At 57.5% G+C, this 16,833-nt stretch carries 16 protein-coding genes and 1 tRNA gene; 7 read left to right on the forward strand and 10 right to left on the reverse strand.

Annotated elements, in window-relative coordinates:
- The first annotated feature begins 36 nt into the window (after positions 1-36).
- On the forward strand, positions 37-174 hold the full coding sequence (locus HRR99_RS09570) for a hypothetical protein (RefSeq protein ID WP_233121390.1): 138 nt from the start codon (positions 37-39) through the stop codon (positions 172-174).
- A 102-nt stretch (positions 175-276) separates the two neighbouring features.
- Here the strand turns inward: HRR99_RS09570 and HRR99_RS09575 are convergent.
- Positions 277-353 (reverse strand) — tRNA-Pro (locus tag HRR99_RS09575).
- 354 nt (positions 354-707) lie between these two features.
- Between HRR99_RS09575 and HRR99_RS09580 the strand changes: the two genes are divergently transcribed.
- From HRR99_RS09580 to HRR99_RS09605, 6 genes are all read left to right on the forward strand, one after another.
- Positions 708-2,657, forward strand: coding sequence for a methyl-accepting chemotaxis protein (locus tag HRR99_RS09580; RefSeq protein WP_233121391.1), 1,950 nt, complete (start codon positions 708-710; stop codon positions 2,655-2,657).
- A gap of 265 nt (positions 2,658-2,922) precedes the next feature.
- Positions 2,923-4,218 (forward strand): efflux RND transporter periplasmic adaptor subunit, encoded by a 1,296-nt coding sequence (locus HRR99_RS09585; protein ID WP_233121393.1) that lies wholly within the window; start codon positions 2,923-2,925, stop codon positions 4,216-4,218.
- Positions 4,219-4,225: 7 nt separating this feature from the next.
- Complete coding sequence (locus HRR99_RS09590) at positions 4,226-4,945, forward strand: ABC transporter ATP-binding protein (RefSeq protein ID WP_233121395.1); 720 nt, start codon at positions 4,226-4,228, stop codon at positions 4,943-4,945.
- Complete coding sequence (locus HRR99_RS09595) at positions 4,935-6,143, forward strand: ABC transporter permease (protein WP_233121397.1); 1,209 nt, start codon at positions 4,935-4,937, stop codon at positions 6,141-6,143. Before HRR99_RS09590 ends, HRR99_RS09595 begins: the two co-directional genes overlap by 11 nt.
- A gap of 65 nt (positions 6,144-6,208) precedes the next feature.
- Positions 6,209-6,691, forward strand: coding sequence for a transcription elongation factor GreA (gene greA, locus HRR99_RS09600; protein ID WP_233121398.1), 483 nt, complete (start codon positions 6,209-6,211; stop codon positions 6,689-6,691).
- Between the two features lie 80 nt (positions 6,692-6,771).
- Positions 6,772-7,689 (forward strand): MYG1 family protein, encoded by a 918-nt coding sequence (locus HRR99_RS09605; protein WP_233121400.1) that lies wholly within the window; start codon positions 6,772-6,774, stop codon positions 7,687-7,689.
- Between the two features lie 120 nt (positions 7,690-7,809).
- Here the strand turns inward: HRR99_RS09605 and HRR99_RS09610 are convergent, their stop codons facing one another.
- The 9 genes from HRR99_RS09610 to HRR99_RS09650 form a co-directional block, all read right to left on the reverse strand.
- A complete protein-coding gene (locus HRR99_RS09610) occupies positions 7,810-8,976 on the reverse strand; it encodes an IS4 family transposase (RefSeq protein ID WP_233121402.1) in 1,167 nt (388 codons plus the stop codon).
- A 211-nt stretch (positions 8,977-9,187) separates the two neighbouring features.
- On the reverse strand, positions 9,188-9,577 hold the full coding sequence (gene sufA, locus HRR99_RS09615) for a Fe-S cluster assembly scaffold SufA (protein WP_233121403.1): 390 nt from the start codon (positions 9,575-9,577) through the stop codon (positions 9,188-9,190).
- A gap of 85 nt (positions 9,578-9,662) precedes the next feature.
- Positions 9,663-10,046, reverse strand: a complete 384-nt coding sequence (locus tag HRR99_RS09620; protein WP_233121405.1) for an SUF system Fe-S cluster assembly protein — start codon at positions 10,044-10,046, stop codon at positions 9,663-9,665.
- 12 nt (positions 10,047-10,058) lie between these two features.
- Positions 10,059-11,309 carry a cysteine desulfurase gene (locus HRR99_RS09625; RefSeq protein ID WP_233121407.1) on the reverse strand — a complete coding sequence of 417 codons (1,251 nt, stop codon included), beginning with the start codon at positions 11,307-11,309 and terminating at the stop codon, positions 10,059-10,061.
- On the reverse strand, positions 11,302-12,573 hold the full coding sequence (sufD, locus tag HRR99_RS09630) for a Fe-S cluster assembly protein SufD (RefSeq protein ID WP_233121408.1): 1,272 nt from the start codon (positions 12,571-12,573) through the stop codon (positions 11,302-11,304). Before sufD ends, HRR99_RS09625 begins: the two co-directional genes overlap by 8 nt.
- Positions 12,574-12,594: 21 nt before the next feature.
- A complete protein-coding gene (gene sufC / locus HRR99_RS09635; RefSeq protein WP_062449420.1) occupies positions 12,595-13,350 on the reverse strand; it encodes a Fe-S cluster assembly ATPase SufC in 756 nt (251 codons plus the stop codon).
- Positions 13,351-13,464: 114 nt separating this feature from the next.
- Positions 13,465-13,806, reverse strand: coding sequence for a GIY-YIG nuclease family protein (locus HRR99_RS09640; protein WP_233121410.1), 342 nt, complete (start codon positions 13,804-13,806; stop codon positions 13,465-13,467).
- A 54-nt stretch (positions 13,807-13,860) separates the two neighbouring features.
- On the reverse strand, positions 13,861-15,330 hold the full coding sequence (gene sufB, locus HRR99_RS09645; protein ID WP_042615992.1) for a Fe-S cluster assembly protein SufB: 1,470 nt from the start codon (positions 15,328-15,330) through the stop codon (positions 13,861-13,863).
- Between the two features lie 181 nt (positions 15,331-15,511).
- Positions 15,512-16,681 carry a cysteine desulfurase family protein gene (locus HRR99_RS09650; protein ID WP_233121411.1) on the reverse strand — a complete coding sequence of 390 codons (1,170 nt, stop codon included), beginning with the start codon at positions 16,679-16,681 and terminating at the stop codon, positions 15,512-15,514.
- Between the last annotated feature and the right edge of the window lie 152 nt (positions 16,682-16,833).

The raw sequence follows: 16,833 nt of genomic DNA on the forward strand, positions 1-16,833 counted from the left end.
CTGTTTTATCGGGCCCTTATGCAAAGGGTCATCGTCATGAATGAGAACGTCATCAAATTCCGCAAGCCGGAGCCACCGAAGCAGCCTCGTCCACAGCTGCGCAAGTTCGCGATCGTTGCAGGCGTCATCGCGTTCTTCATCGCGGCCTGGGCCTATTTTCAGTTCCTCGCATGAGGGACTGAAAAGCACGCAGCACGACGCTTAAGCGCCGCAGCAGTATCAGATCATTTTTATGAGGATTTATCGAAGCCACTGTTATCACAGGCTTTTAAGAAATGGTCGGAGTGGAGAGATTCGAACTCCCGACCCTCTGGTCCCAAACCAGATGCGCTACCAGACTGCGCTACACTCCGTCTTTCGATGGTGGGGAGATACACGGTTCCCCCCTGCCCTGCAACAGCAAAATCAAAAATCTTTTCAGTTTTTGCATCGCACCATGTTTTTTGGTGGATAACGAAGTTTTCCCAAGAAACGAGTGCGTGTGCAAAGAAACGAATGACGCAGTTTTCGAAGATTTTGGCAACCTGAGGTTATTGATTTAGCTAGATTTTAACCAATGCGTCACTAAATCAGCCCGTACGACACGGTTAACACCGAAAGCATGATGCGCATGTCGGGGCCTCGGGGGCATTCTATTTAAAAACCATTGTTTTTACTGTGTAACGTTTGGTGCCGATGGAGTCGCGCACCACGCGGGGGGAACGTTCGTGCTCGAAAACTTCGGAATCAAAACCAAAATCCTGTCGCTGCTTGTTTTGCTCAGCGTCATTTCACTGTCGGGCATTGTTTACATGTCCCACCGTTTCGCCCAGGCGAACGAGATTTATCACGGCTTCATCACCAATGAGAGCCAGGCAGCCGTACTGGGTGCCCGGGCATCCGCTGGCGTGTGGACCGCAGTGGCCATTTCGAGCCGCCTGATGAACACCGATCCGACGACGCCCACTTACAAGGAAGTCAAAGAGAAGTACGACAAGGATATGCAGGTCGCCGCCGAGCGATTCGAGTCAATCGGCGTTTCCGTGCCGAGCCGGCGGGAAACCATGCAGAAGATTCTGGCGACGCAGCGCCTGGTGAAAGCCAACATCGACAAGATGCTGGCACTGGCGGCTGCCGACAACAGAGCCGAAATTCCCGCTATCCTGAAGGAGAACGACGGGCTGCTGAGACAATTGTCGTCCGAGACGGGTGGCAACAACACGGCGATGATGGAAATCCTGACATCAGGCGGTGACCGTATGTCGGCCTCCGTCCGCTCATCGATCAAGTGGAGCATCATCAGCCTTGGCCTTGGTATCGTGCTGGCTTTCGGGCTTGCTCTTTACGTCGCCAATGTCGGTATAACCGGCCCTATGGCGCGCCTGCGTGCCCTTATGTCCAGCCTTGCAAAGGGTGAAACGGCAGCCGAAATCGACGGCATTCACCGCAAGGACGAGATCGGCCAGATGGCGCAGGCCGTGGCCGTTTTCCGCGATAACGCCATCGAGCGTGCGCGGCTTTCGCAGCAGGCCGATGCCGCGCAGGTGGCGACCGAAGCTGAGCGCGTGGAGCGCGATGGCCAGAAGGCCCGCGAATCGCAGGAGCTTCAGCACGCCGTAACCGAGTTGGAGACAGCCCTTGGTCGTTTGTCCGATGGTGATCTGGCCGTACGTATCGACAACGAGTTCGTTCAGCATCTGGATGGCCTGCGCCGCAATTTCAACGGTTCTGTTCAGAAGCTGAATATCGCCATGAGTTCTGTCGGCGGCAATGCGCACACCATCAGCGCCGGTGCAAACGAATTGCTGGGTGCGGCAGACAATCTTGCCAAGCGCACGGAGCAGCAGGCCGCATCGGTCGAGCAGACGGCAGCGGCTCTGGAAGAAATCACCACGACGGTGAAGGATGCCGCCAAGCGCGCCGATGAGGCAAGCAAGCTGGTGGTTCGCACCCGCGATGGTGCGGAAAATTCCAGCAAGATCGTGCGCAACGCCATCGAGGCCATGCATCAGATCGAAAACTCCTCGAAGGAAATCGCCAACATCATCGGCGTTATCGATGACATTGCCTTCCAGACCAACCTTCTGGCCCTGAATGCCGGCGTGGAAGCGGCCCGTGCAGGCGAAGCAGGCAAGGGCTTTGCCGTGGTGGCGCAGGAAGTGCGGGAACTCGCGTCCCGGTCTGCCAATGCCGCGAAGGAAATCAAGGCGCTCATCACCGCCTCGGGTGATCAGGTGCGCACCGGTGTGACGCTGGTGGGTGAAACCGGTAAGTCTCTGGACACGATTGCGTCAGAGGTGCAGGAAATCAACCGGCATGTTCACGCCATTGCAGAAGCCTCTCGCGAGCAGTCGCTGGGTCTTCAGGAAATCAACACCGCCGTTAACACCATGGATCAGGGCACGCAGCAGAACGCGGCGATGGTGGAAGAATCCACCGCGGCCAGCCACGCCTTGGCGCGCGAAGCACAGAGCCTGACGGAAATGCTGGGGCAGTTCCGCCTTGGTGACAATGCACAGGCACAACGGCCAAACGCCTATGCTGCAAGGCCGCACGCAGCCGGAGCCGCTTCCAGCCCCGCCCCCTCACCGGCCCGCAGCCTTGGCCGCAAACTAGCCAGCGCCTTTGGCGGCGGCGCAGCAGCCGTGAAGCAGGAGCCCGAGTGGGCCGAGTTCTAAACATAAATCTCCAGCCGGGCGGCTCTGTCGCCCGGCTGTTTCTGTTTATGATGATTGCTGCATAGAACACCTGGCGCTGTCTCGCCCTTGACACCGCAAACCGCGGGTTGCGCCCATCATTACCAAGAATTCACTTCCCCCTGCCACAAAGCTGTGCGACGTCCGATGCAACGAAATTCGCATCGCCGACTTCATATTCAGCGCTGCCCCGACCAAAAAGCCGGGACATGGCGCGAGAAACGGCCAAGTTTTGCAGGTATACGACATGATAACGCCCGATGACGCTGGCAACACCACGACCAAGCCAGCGCAGGAACCCGACCTCCGCGACATTCTGAAATCCTCCCGATCCGGCGGCAAGAAATCTCGCAGGTTCACCTATGGCGTCGTCGCGCTTTTGCTGTTGGGCGGTGCTGGCACCTATTATTATATGTCCAACGCATCAGGCGTTGCCTATGTCTACACGACGCAGGACGTCAAGAAGGGCGAGCTTTCCGTCATCGTCACGTCAACCGGCTCCGTGCAGCCAACGGATCAGGTGGATATTTCCAGTGAGCTTTCCGGCACGATCCGCAAGGTCAACGTGACCTATAACACCGCGGTCAAATCAGGCGATGTGCTGGCAGAACTGGATACCAACAAGCTGGAGGCGGATGTGCAGAGCGCGCGCGCCAAGCTGGCATCGGCTAAGGCCAGTGTCCTGAAGTCGCAGGCCGATCTCGGCTCTGCCAAATCCTCCATGGAACGCCTGAAATCTCTGGTACAGAACCGTGTTTCCAGCCAGCAGGATCTGGATGTGGCACAGTTCAATTATGATGCTGCAGCCGCAACGCTTCAGGTCAACAGTGCCACTGTTCTGTCCTCGGAGGCGGACCTGCGACTGGCGGAATTGAACCTCGGCAAGGCAAAAATCATCTCCCCCATCGACGGCGTGGTGTTGACGCGGAGCGTGGACCCGGGCGCTACGGTCGCTTCGTCGCTCAACGCGCCGGTGCTGTTCACCATCGCGGGAGACCTTCGCCATATGGAATTGCAGGTCGCGATAGATGAGGCTGACGTGGGCAAGGTACAAACCGGCCAAACGGCGACCTTCAACGTCGATGCCTATCCCGAGCGCAGCTTTCCTGCCGCAATCGAGACCGTGCGTTTTGCCTCCGAGACCGTGTCCAACGTCGTGACTTACAAGGGTATTCTGACGGTGGATAATGCCGAGCTGCTGTTGCGGCCCGGCATGACGGCGACGGCAAACATCGTGGTCGAGCAGGTAAAGGACGCGATCCTAGTGCCCAACGCTGCCCTTCGCTATGCACCACCGCGCGAATCTGCATCGCGTGGCGGTGGGTTGATGGGCCTGTTTCGTCCGCCACGCATGGGCCGACAGCGTGGCGGCAATGACGCAGCGGCTAGCAATAAGCGCAGCGTCTGGGTGTTGCGCAACAACAACCCCGTTTCCGTGCAGGTCGAGACCGGCTCTACCGACGGCCAATTCACGGCCATCACATCGGGTGAGATCAAACCTGACGATCAGGTCATCACCGATGCTACCCAGCGCAGTGGTTGAGGTTGCCATGACAGCCGAACCACTCATCGAATTTCGAGACGTCATCAAGCAATATGGCCTCGGCGAAGCAAAAATCCGGGCGTTGGATCGCGTCAGTCTGTCGATCTACCGGAGCGAATTCGTCGCTATCATGGGTCCATCCGGTTCCGGCAAATCGACCTCGATGAACATCATTGGTTGCCTGGATAAGCCGACCGGCGGCGAGTATCTGTTTCAGGGCGTGCCCACCAGCGGTTTCGATAACGAGCAACTAACGCTGCTGCGTCGGCACATGCTGGGCTTCGTGTTTCAGGGCTTTAACCTGCTGCCACGAACATCTGCCGTCGAGAATGTGGAACTGCCCTTGATATATCGCGGCATGAAGGCGGCAGAACGACGCCCGCAGGCCATGGAAGCGCTGGCGCAGGTGGGACTGGCCGGGCGCGAGCACCACACCACGCAGGAACTTTCCGGCGGACAGCAACAGCGCGTGGCTATTGCCCGCGCTATCGTGACACGCCCTGCCCTACTTCTGGCCGATGAGCCGACCGGCAATCTCGATACCAAGACCAGCACCGAAATCATGGAGCTGATCACCTCGCTCAACCGCGACAAGGGTATCACCGTCGTCATGGTCACCCATGAAGAAGACATAGCGGCTTACGGAAACCGGCTCCTGCGGTTCAAGGATGGGCATCTGGAATCCGACAGCGCCGCTAAACGGCAGGAGGTTGCAGATGTTTCTTGAAACCGCGCGCCTCGCACTGCGCGCCATTAGCCGCAATATCTTGCGCTCGTTTCTCACCGTGCTCGGCGTCGTCATCGGCGTTGCCGCCGTCATCGCCATGGTCACGATCGGCAACGGCACGACCGCACAGGTGAAATCTGAACTGTCACGCCTTGGCACCAACATGCTGTTCGTACGCCCCGGCCAATTCGGCCCCGGCCGTGCCAGCACGGAAGCCAAGCGCTTCAATGACCACGATATACAGGCCATGCGCGATCAGCTGAGCGGAATCAGAGCCGTCGCGCCCGTCAACAGAAGCTCGACAGCCACCGTGATCTATGGCGGCAAGAACCACTCCACCAGCGTCGTTGGCACCACCAATGATTATCTGGTCACGCAGGACTGGACGCTGTCACAGGGCCGCACATTTCTGCCAGCGGAAGATCGCGGCGGCCAGATCGGCTGCATCATTGGCGAAACCGTGCGGCAGGAATTGTTCGGCTCGGCAAATCCCGTCGGCCAGACCATTCGCGTCAGCAATATCGCCTGCCCTGTCATCGCCGTTCTCGCCCGCAAGGGACAATCAGGTCTGGGCGACGATCAGGATGACACCATCATCATGCCGCTGAAAATCCACCAGCGACGCATTGGTGGCACCACCACCATCTCAAGCATCATGGTGTCGGCGCAGGACGGCGTATCCACGGCCAAGGTGCAGTCCGACATTGAAAATCTGCTGCGTGAACGTCGTCGCATCGCGCTGGGTCGCGATGATGATTTTACCGTCAACGACATGGCGCAGATCGCCTCCGCCATGACGGGCACCACCACATTGCTGACAGGCCTGTTGGGCGCTGTCGCTGCCGTCAGCCTTCTGGTCGGTGGTATCGGCATCATGAATATCATGCTGGTATCGGTGACGGAACGAACACGGGAAATCGGCATTCGTCTGGCGATCGGCGCGCTGGAAAAGCAGGTGCTGACACAGTTTCTGGTGGAGGCGGTCATGCTCTCTGCCTTCGGCGGCGTGGCAGGCATATTGTTTGGTCTTGGGCTTGCCTATAGCGTCGTCAGCTTCCTTGGCGTGCCCTTCGTCACCAGCCCGGCGATCATCGCGCTGGCGTTCGCGTTTTCAGCGGCGATCGGCGTCATCTTCGGGTACTTCCCGGCGCGCAGAGCCGCTAGCCTCAGCCCGATCGAAGCGCTGCGGCACGAATGACGCAGCCCGTTGTCATTCATCCATCCCCTCTCCATATAAGAAAGGTATGAAAGAGGAGTTTTGAAGTGAGCGTCGCGTTTGTCAAAGAAGAGAGTGCCGAAACCGCAGCAGAAACTCAGCTGCCGGATCGCCCCGTTTCGCCGCATCCCAATCTCGTCACCGAAGCCGGGCTAAAGGCGCTGGCGGCGCAGGTTGATGCAGCCCGCAAGGCTTTCGATGAGGCAAACGCCATCGAAGATATCAATGAGCGCCGACGACTGGCGGCACCGCACATGCGCGACCTTCGCTATTTTTCTGAACGCCTGCATACCGCCCAGCCCATGCCAGCACCTGAAAGCAACGATGTTGTCGCCTTTGGCAGCACGGTTACGTTCGACAGGGATGACGGGCGCGTGCAGACATTTCGTATCGTTGGAGAAGACGAAGCGGACCCGAAGGCGGGCTCGATGTCACATGTATCCCCCGTCGCCCGCGCCCTTTTGGGCAAAGCCGTGGGTGACCTCGTGCAAGTTGGCGATCAGGAGCTGGAAATCACCGCAATCGCCTGATTGGCGGGTTGCGGGCTGGGCAGACAAACGGTATCTGATCGGTCATCAAGCTCTGTCCGAACAATAAGGCCGGTCCTCCCATGTCTGTGGATTTTCTCGTCACCCATTCCGGTGGCTTCCATGCCGATGAACTGCTGTCCAGCGTCATCCTCACCCGGCTGTTCCCGCAGGCGAAGATCGTTCGCAGCCGCGCACCAGAATGGATCACATTGGGCGAAGATCGCATCATCTATGATGTCGGCGGCGCCTATGACGCGGAAGCACGCATTTTCGACCATCACCAGCGCGGCGCGCCGCTTCGCGAAGATGGTCAACCCTATAGCTCGTTCGGACTGATCTGGAAGCATTACGGCCATGCCTATCTTAGCGCCTACGGGATTCCAGAAGGTCACATCGAAACAATCCATCAGTCGTTCGACAAAAGCTTTGTCCTGCCCATCGACCTCACGGATAATGGTGCACTCAGCCCATCGATTGCTGGTCCTCTCGCGGGCCTGACCCTGCCGTCCCTGCTAGAAACGCTGAAACCAACCTTCGACAATGACGACCCGAAGGCAGACGATCTCGCGTTCCACGCAGCCCTTTCGATTGCCCGCAGTTTCGTTGAAGCCAGCATCGAGAAGAAGGCTGCGAAATTGCGTGCCGAAACGCAGGTGCTCCACTCTATCGAGGCCGCAGGTGAAAGCCGCGTTCTGGAACTCTCCCGCGGCATGCCCTTCCGCCCCGCCATCATCAAGGCTGGCGCAGACCACCTGCTCTTCGTCGTGCATCCCCGTGACAAGGACTGGTGCGTCACCGGCATCCGCCGCGCCGACGAAGGCTTCGAACTGCGCGCCGACCTGCCAGCCGCATGGGCCGGTTTGACGAATGGTGATCTGGAGACAGCCTCGGGTGTGGAAGGCGCAACCTTCTGTCACAACGGACGATTTATTGCTGCGGCGAAGACGCGCGAAGCAGCGTTGGCCATGGCTGAGATTGCTGTGCGGGAAGCGGTTTAAGCAGCGCTATAAAGACGCAGACTAGCCCATTCGTCATCCTCGGGCTCCTTCCGAGGATCTAATCACGCTGCGAGAAATGAGACCTAGCAGATGCACGGGCCTGTCCCACTGCTGTCCGGTTTAAACCGACGTCCATTGGAGCATCAACTGGTCATTGTGGCATCTGCTGCTGTTGGGTGGTTTTAGAAGACTGTCTGTTCTTTTTCGATGCATGAGGTTGGCCCGCACGAGGCGGGCGAAGATCCAGGGGCTTTTGATGGTCTTCTGGTCTGCCTGCGCCATGCGCAGAAGCAGGAAAGCGATGAGGGCCACGGTGATCTGAATGCGCACGGCGTTTTCTGAGACGCCCAGGAAATGCTTGATCTTCAAGGTCTGCTTGACCCATTTGAAGAACAGCTCGATAGCCCAGCGACGCTTGTAGAGATCGGCGATCTCTTGCGCAGTGGCATCGAGATCGTTCGACAGGATCCGCAGGACCTTGCCGGTATCGCTTTGCACCGTGATCTCGCGAACCGGGTCGCTGAACGGGTTCTTGCGGTTGCCGGCCTGACGGGCAGGCAGCAGACCAATGCGATCCGACAGGATGCGACCACCGTTTGCATCCGCGTCCCCCAGCGGCTGCTCATGCAACACCGTCAGGGGTGTATGGGACTTGAAGCGGGTGACGATGCGGCATCCGGCCTGATCCATTCTGGCCCACCATGAGAAATCATAATAGCCCAGATCAAAGACGTAGGTCGCGCCCGGTTCGATCGGCATGGCCTTGGCCGCGGTGATGTCATTGACATTGGCGGGTGTAACGGCGGCATAGATCGGTCGCTCTGCGCCCGCATCATAGACGATGTGGACCTTGGCTCCGCACGCCTTATGGGAGAACCGCGCCCATTGCGATCCTGCACCGGAAAGGCGAAGGCTCGTGGCATCGATCAGATAGGTCGCCTCGCCGACGGCCCGTCGCAACCCGCGCCCAGCTCGTGTGACCAGCTCGGCAAACAGACCGGTAAAGACCGCACTTGAGCGTTTGGCATTGGCATCAGCCAGCGTCGAACGTGAGGCCGGGCGTGCGCCGAGATGATAAAGGCGTGTCGAATGGCTTTCCAGACCGCCTTCGATCTCGTGCAAGCTGACAGCACCGGCCAGTTGCCCATACAGCAGGGCGATCAACTGGCTCTTGGTGGACAATCGCCGGATATGCTTATCGGTGCCATGCTCATCCACAAGCCGCTCGAAGGTCGACCAGGAAACGCGCTTCAAAAGATCATGAAAAACGCTATTGTGATGCCGCACGGTGTTGCCTCTCTTTCGTGTCCAAATCGTCGCCAAACGCTTGAATACGAATAGAATCAACACCGTGCGCCGTGTCTACAAATTTAAACCGGACAGCAGTGGGCCTGTCCCGAGGATCTAATCACATTGCGAGAAATGAGAGGTAGCAGATACTCGGGACAAGCCCGAGCATGACGAAGGTGAGGTTTGCGACCTAACGCAAAACGGTCTTCTAAACCCCAACCGCCTCCTGGCGTTGCTTTGCAAGCGCCGCCAAATCCGCAGGCTTCAACTCTACCGACTCGCCACAGCCACAGGCTGACGTCTGGTTCGGGTTCGTAAACGTAAACCCGGATCGCAGCGTCGTCGTCTCGAAATCCATCTGAGTGCCGAGAAGGTACAGCACAGCCGACGGTTCGATCCAGACTTTGGCGTCCTGAAATTCGATCAAGTCATCCTTGGCGGACGGTTCGGTCACCATGTCGATGGTGTATTCCATGCCAGCGCAGCCACCTTTTTTGATGCCCACGCGAAGGCCTTTGGCATCAGGCCCGGAATTTTCGACGATTGCTTTGACACGGGAAGCCGCAGCCTCGGTCATCGTCATTACTGCAAAGCCCATGGGCCCATTCTCCTTCAACAATCGGGTTCAAGGCCCGATGCTTTCATGGATTGAATCTAGTCTCATCGTCAGCCGGTATCAAGCCTTAGTACCAGCCGACGGCAACCTGCGCTTCTTCCGACATGCGATCCGGCGTCCATGGTGGATCAAAGGTCATCTCGACCGTGACGCCCGACACGCCTTCGACAGCACCAACGGCATTTTCCACCCAGCCCGGCATTTCTCCGGCAACAGGGCAACCGGGGGCGGTCAGCGTCATCATGATCTTGACCATGCGGTCGTCTTCGACATCGATCTTGTAGATCAGACCGAGTTCGAAAATATCCGCGGGAATTTCCGGGTCGTAGACGGTTTTGAGAGCAGCGATCACGTCGTCGCTGATGCGCGCCAGTTCATCCGGTGCGATATTGGAAACCTTTGCCGGAACGTCTGTTACGGCTGGTGTCTGCTCGGTGATGTCAGTTGTCATGATCCTGATCCTTCAGGCGAAAAATGTGCGGGCATAATCCAGCGCTTCGGCCAGAGCGTCCACTTCCGCGCGCGTATTGTAGAGGCCGAACGATGCACGGCATGTGGAGGTGACGCCGAAGCGTTTCAAGAGCGGCATGGCGCAATGGGTGCCAGCACGCACGGCCACGCCGCGCCTATCGATGACCATCGAGACATCATGGGCGTGAATACCCTCAAGCTCAAACGAAAAGATACCACCCTTGCCCGGCGCATTGCCGATGATGCGCAGCGAATTGATATCACGCAACCGCTCGGCGGCGTAAGCTGCAAGATCCGCCTCATGCGCCGCAATCGCGGCACGGCCCACACCCTCCATATAATCCAGCGCATAACCAAGACCAATGGCCTGAACGATGGGCGGTGTACCCGCTTCGAACCGATGTGGCGGCTCGTTATAGGTGATCGCATCCTCGGACACGTCGAGAATCATCTCGCCGCCGCCCTGAAACGGACGCATCTCTTTCAAGCGGTCGGCCTTGCCGTAGAGCACCCCGATGCCGGACGGGCCGTAAAGCTTGTGGCCTGTCATCACATACCAGTCGCAATCGATATCGCGCACATCGACAGGCATATGAACCGCAGCCTGGCTGCCATCGACCAACACCGGAATGCCACGCTCATGCGCGATGCGGCAAATTTCCTTGACGGGAACGACGGTACCGAGCGCATTCGACATGTGCGTGATAGCGACGAGCTTGGTCTTTTCGGTCAGACTCTTTTCGAAATCCTCGATATGGAAAGCACCGTCATCATCCACCGGCACCCAGACGAGCTTGGCACCCTGCCGCTCACGAATGAAATGCCATGGAACGATATTGGAATGGTGTTCCATGATCGAGATGACGATCTCATCGCCCTCGCCGATCTTCGGCATACCATAACCGTAAGCAACCGTATTGATCGCTTCGGTCGAGGATTTGGTGAAGACGATCTCGTCCACCGAACCGGCATTCAGAAAGCGACGCACCTTTTCGCGCGACGCTTCATAAGCATCCGTTGCGGCATTGGAGAGAAAATGCAGGCCGCGATGCACGTTGGCATATTCATTCGAATAGGCGTTCGAAATGGCATCGATGACGACCTGCGGCTTTTGCGCGGACGCGCCGTTGTCCAGATAGACCAGCGGCTTGCCATAGACCTCGCGCGAAAGGATCGGAAAATCCTTCCGCACGGCTTCGACGTCATAAGGGGCGGCCACGGCGGCGCGTTCGCGATCAGGCATGATGTTCCAGCCAGCTGGCGATGATGTCTTCCAGCGCCTCTACCAGTTGTTCGTCTTCCAGCTCTTCGATGATCTCATCGACAAAAGCGTTGACCAGCATGGCCCGCGCCTTCGCACGCGGCACGCCACGCGCCATCAGGTAATAGAGGTGGTTGTCGCTGATATCGGCAACGGTCGCACCATGGCCGCACTGAACGTCATCTGCGAAGATTTCCAGTTCCGGCTTGGCCGAAAACTCGCCATCGTCAGACATCAGCAGCGTGTTGCAGGCCATCTTGGCATCGGTCTTCTGAGCATCGGGCGCAACCCGGATCATGCCCTGGAAGATGCCCTTGGCGCGGTCGAACACAACGTTGCGGAAGACTTCAGTCGAGGTGGTGTTGGGCACATTGTGGCCGAGAACCATCGTCACGTCGGTATGCGTTTCGCCACCCAGAAGATTGACACCACGGATGGAAAGGTCGGAGCCCTCGCCGTTGACGTCAACACGCAGTTCCTGACGTACCAGCTTGCCACCGGCATTGATGACGAACAGCCGCAGCTTGGCATCCGCACCCATGATAATTCGCAGCTGACCAAGGTGCGTATCGGCTGTACCCTGTTGCTGGAGAATGACGTAGGTCGCTTCCGCGCCGTCCTGAACCTCGATCTCACTGACCGAAGAGACGAATGCGGCTTCATCGGTCACCGATAGGTGACGTTCGATGATCGTTGCCTTGGAGCCTTTGCCGAAAGTAACAGGGAAACGGCTGTGAACCTGCCCTGCCCCATGGATCGCCTGAAGCTCGAGCGGATTGACGAAGATGGAATCATCGGGAACGATGACAGTCAGACCGTCGCGCACGAAGCTGCCATTGATCCGACCAATCGCGTCATCCTTGCTGGCAGCAACGAGAGCGGCGGCAGCGGTGCCATCGGAAAGGCTCTCCGCATAGCTTTCGATCTTGAAGCCTTCGATTTCGGAATCGATAGCCTTGCCGTGCATGATGTAAGCAATCGGCGCACCGGCCACGAGTGCAGCACGCTTTTCGATCATGGGTGCAGGCGCATCTTCAGGGATGCCGCGCAGCAGCGTTTTCAGATCGGTGTAGTGCCAGGCCTCGACGCGACGCGTCGGCAAGCCGCCGGTCTTCAGATCGTCAAACAGAACATCGCGAGCAGCTACGACGTTACCGTCGCCCGGTAAAGCGCTGAACTTGGCGGTGAAAGCGTCTGCCAGCGCGAGTTCCGCTGGCGTCTGCCGGTTGGTTGTTTGCATGTTCATGACATCACCTTTCCCAGCCAATCAGGCTGCTTCACCGATGATGTCGGCGTAACCGTTGGATTCCAGATCGAGCGCCAAGCTCTTGTCGCCGGAACGGATGATCTTGCCCTTGTAGAGAACGTGAACGCTGTCAGGCACGATGTAATCTAGCAGGCGCTGATAGTGGGTGATGACGATGGTTGCACGGTCTGGAGACTTCAGCGCGTTGACGCCATCGGCCACGATCTTCAGCGCGTCGATGTCGAGACCGGAGTCGGTTTCATCCAGCACGCAAAGCTTCGGCTCCAGCAGCGCCATCTGCAGAATTTCGGCGCGCTTCTTTTCACCACCGGAGAAGCCGACATTGAGCGGACGCTTGAGCATGTCCATGTCGATCTTCAGATCGCCAGCAGCTTCCTTCACCTTCTTGATGAAGTCAGGCGTCGTCAGCTCAGCCTCGCCGCGCGCCTTGCGCTGCTCGTTCATGGCAACCTTCAGGAACTGCATGGTGGCAACGCCAGGAATTTCGACCGGGTACTGGAAGGCAAGGAAAATGCCCTTGGCCGCACGCTCGGCAGCGTCCAGTTCCAGAATGCTTTCGCCGTTATAGAGAATGTCACCGGAAGTGACTTCGTAATCTTCACGGCCCGACAGAATGTAGGACAGCGTGGACTTGCCAGAGCCATTCGGCCCCATGATAGCCGCCACTTCACCAGCAGCAACCTTCAGGTTCAGGCCCTTGATGATTTCAGTTTCGGTATCGGCGATCTTTGCGTGCAGGTCGATGATTTCAAGCATGTTTGTTTCCTAACTCTTAGGACGGTTTAAAAGTCCGTCTTGTAAGCCCTCTTAAAGGCCAGTCTCAATTCTCACATCCGTCATCCTCGGGCTTGTCCCGAGGATCTAATCACGTCAACTATAGTCACCCAACGCCCGCGTATTTTCATGCGGCATATAGGCATTTTCGATCTCGTCAATGCGCTCGTAAAGGTCTTCCCAAGTTGGATTAAGTCCCTCTATCAGCCTGATTTTCCATTCACGCAGATAGCGCTTCAACGATTTCTCCCGCTGGATCGCCAGCACGATATTCGGATGGGTTTCGAACCATACGAGGCTCTTTGCCCTGTATTTCTCGGTGTAACCTTTTCGTACTGCATTGCGATGTTCCCAAACCCGTGCCCGCAAATCGCTTGTGACACCTGTGTAGATCACACCCCGTGGTTTGTCGGACATCATGTAGACGAAACCGCTCATCCTACATTCCACGGCAGTAGATCCTCGGGACAAGCCCGAGGATGACGAAAAACGTTAGCCCACGCTTCCCTCAAGCGAAATCCCGATCAGCTTCTGCGCTTCAACCGCAAATTCCATCGGCAACTGCTGAATGACGTCCTTCACGAAGCCATTGACGATCAGCGCAATGGCCGACTCCTCGGGAATGCCGCGTTGCAGGCAGTAGAACAGCTGGTCCTCGGAAATCTTGGACGTCGTTGCTTCGTGCTCGAACTGGCAGGACGAGTTCTTTGCTTCGATGTAAGGCACCGTATGCGCACCGCACTTGTCGCCGATCAGAAGGCTGTCGCACTGCGTGAAGTTGCGCGTGTTGGTCGCCTTGCGGTGAGCCGAAACCTGGCCGCGATAGACGTTTTCCGAAAAACCGGCAGCGATGCCCTTGGCAATGATACGGCTCGACGTGTTCTTGCCGAGGTGGATCATCTTGGTGCCAGAATCGATCTGCTGATGGCCATTGGACACGGCAATCGAGTAGAACTCGCCACGGCTGTCGTCGCCGCGCAGAATGCAGGATGGGTACTTCCAGGTGATGGCAGAGCCGGTTTCGACCTGCGTCCACGAAATCTTCGAACGATGGCCACGGCAATCGCCACGCTTGGTCACGAAGTTATAGATGCCGCCCTTGCCGTCCTTATCACCAGGATACCAGTTCTGGACGGTGGAATATTTGATTTCGGCATCATCGAGCGCCACAAGCTCGACCACGGCAGCATGAAGCTGGTTTTCGTCGCGCTGCGGCGCCGTGCAGCCTTCGAGATAGGACACGTAAGCGCCCTCTTCCGCGATGATCAGCGTGCGCTCGAACTGGCCAGTGTTCTTCTCGTTGATGCGGAAATAGGTGGACAACTCCATCGGGCAACGAACGCCCTTCGGCACGAACACGAACGAACCATCGGTGAAGACGGCGGAGTTCAGCGTCGCATAATAATTGTCCGTCGTCGGAACGACCGAGCCGATATATTTCTTGATGAGGTCAGGATATTCGCGAATGGCTTCCGAGATCGACATGAAAATCACGCCAGCCTTCATCAGCTCTTTCTTGAATGTCGTGACAACCGAGACTGAGTCGAACACGGCATCCACGGCCACGCGGCGGTTTTCGACGCCAGCCAGAATTTCCTGTTCCATCAGCGGAATGCCGAGCTTCTCGTAAACCTTCAACAGCTCAGGGTCGACATCCTCAAGCGATTTCGGGCCGGGCGTGCTCTTTGGTGCCGCATAATAATACAGATCGTTGAAATCGATCTTGGGGTAATTGACGCGCGCCCAGGTGGGCTCTTCCATCGTCAGCCAGCGCTGGTAAGCCTCAAGACGCCATGCAAGCATCCATTCGGGCTCTTCCTTCTTGGCGGAAATGAAACGGATCACCTCTTCGGACAGGCCCTTCGGAGCCTTGTCCACCTCGATCTCGGTTTCAAAACCGTATTTGTACTGGTCCACATCGATCTGGCGGACCTGATCGATCGTTTCCTGAACCGCTGCCATAGTCGTTCTCCAATCTCGCCGGATCCAAGGTCCGGTGGCTTGTCAACGTATCAAGACGGAAGACCCGCCTTCATTCGTGGTCGAGCATAACTTTTATCGCTATGCATTATTTAGTGTTCGGATGGCGCTTTTCACACTCTCCGGCAAGCGGAAATTTGACTTTCCGCAATTGTTTTTGGCCTCACGCCGCCTGCACAGCCAGCTTTCGTCGCCCTGCAATCTTGGCAAACGCCGCGATGGCCTTGTCGATATCAGCCTCAGTCGTTGCCGCACCCAGCGAAATGCGCAGGGCACCCAGCTTGGGATCGTGCCCCATGGCCGTCAGCACATGGCTCTCGCCTACCTTGCCCGAAGAACAGGCAGCACCAGCCGAAAGCGCGATGCCTTCAATATCGAATGCGATCTGGCCCGTCTCTGACTTCAGGCCCGGCAGGGTGAAAAATGTGGTGTTGCAGACCCGCGCCGCATCGTCGCCGTGGATAATAACATCCGGTGCCATAGCGCGCATCGCGTTTTCCAAAATCCCACGCAATGCACCGAGACGCTGCGCTTCCTCATCGAGATTTTTCAATGCTTCGACAGCAGCCGTTCCAAACCCGATAATAGCGGAGGTGTTTTCCGTGCCGGAACGATGACCCTTTTCCTGGCCACCACCATGGATCAAAGGCTTCGGCATCATCACCTCACCGCGGGAAATCAGCGCACCCATGCCCTTTGGGCCGCCGATCTTGTGTGAAGACACGATTAAGAAATCAGCACCGAGCGCTTCTATATCCACAGCAATACGGCCAACCGCCTGAACGGCATCGACAACCAACAGACCGCCAGCGGCGTGAACCAGACGTGCAGCTTCTTCCACCGCCTGAACGATACCGGTCTCATTATTGACCAGCATCAGCGCCACCATCGGAAGACCTTTAGTGGCGTCATGCGATGCCAGCGCAGCCTCAAGCGCCGCGAGATCAAGAACGCCATTAGACGTCACCGCGATTTCGCTGACATCGGCCTTGTCAAACCGCCCGCCCTCACGAATGGCCGGATGCTCGATGGCCGAAACATAGAGACGACCGATAGAAAGCGCCGAACGCCCCATCTTGAACGTGGGCGACAGCACAAGATTGGCAGCTTCCGTCGCACCGCTGGTAAAGATCACATGTGACGCCTGCGCACCGACCAGCTCAGCCACATCGCGGCGCGCGGATTCGATTGCGGCGCGCACTGCGCGACCTTCCTTGTGGACGGAAGACGGGTTGCCGGACATATCCAAAGCAGCAACAAACGCAGCCCGGACGGCGGGCAGCAAGGGTGCCGTCGCGTTCCAGTCCAGATATGTGCGCGTTGTCGTGCTCATGGGGAAACTGTCTGTCTAACCTATGATTGATGCGCCAAAGCGCATTTTCCTTGAAATTTCCGTCGTGCTTGCCTTATGACACGTCCAACAGTGCAGACAGCACACGAAGTTTCGAATAGTTCTAAACTGGGTTTTAGAAAAGCTGACCTTCC

The sequence above is a fragment of the Agrobacterium vaccinii genome (assembly GCF_021310995.1).
In the GTDB taxonomy this organism is placed as follows: domain Bacteria; phylum Pseudomonadota; class Alphaproteobacteria; order Rhizobiales; family Rhizobiaceae; genus Agrobacterium; species Agrobacterium vaccinii.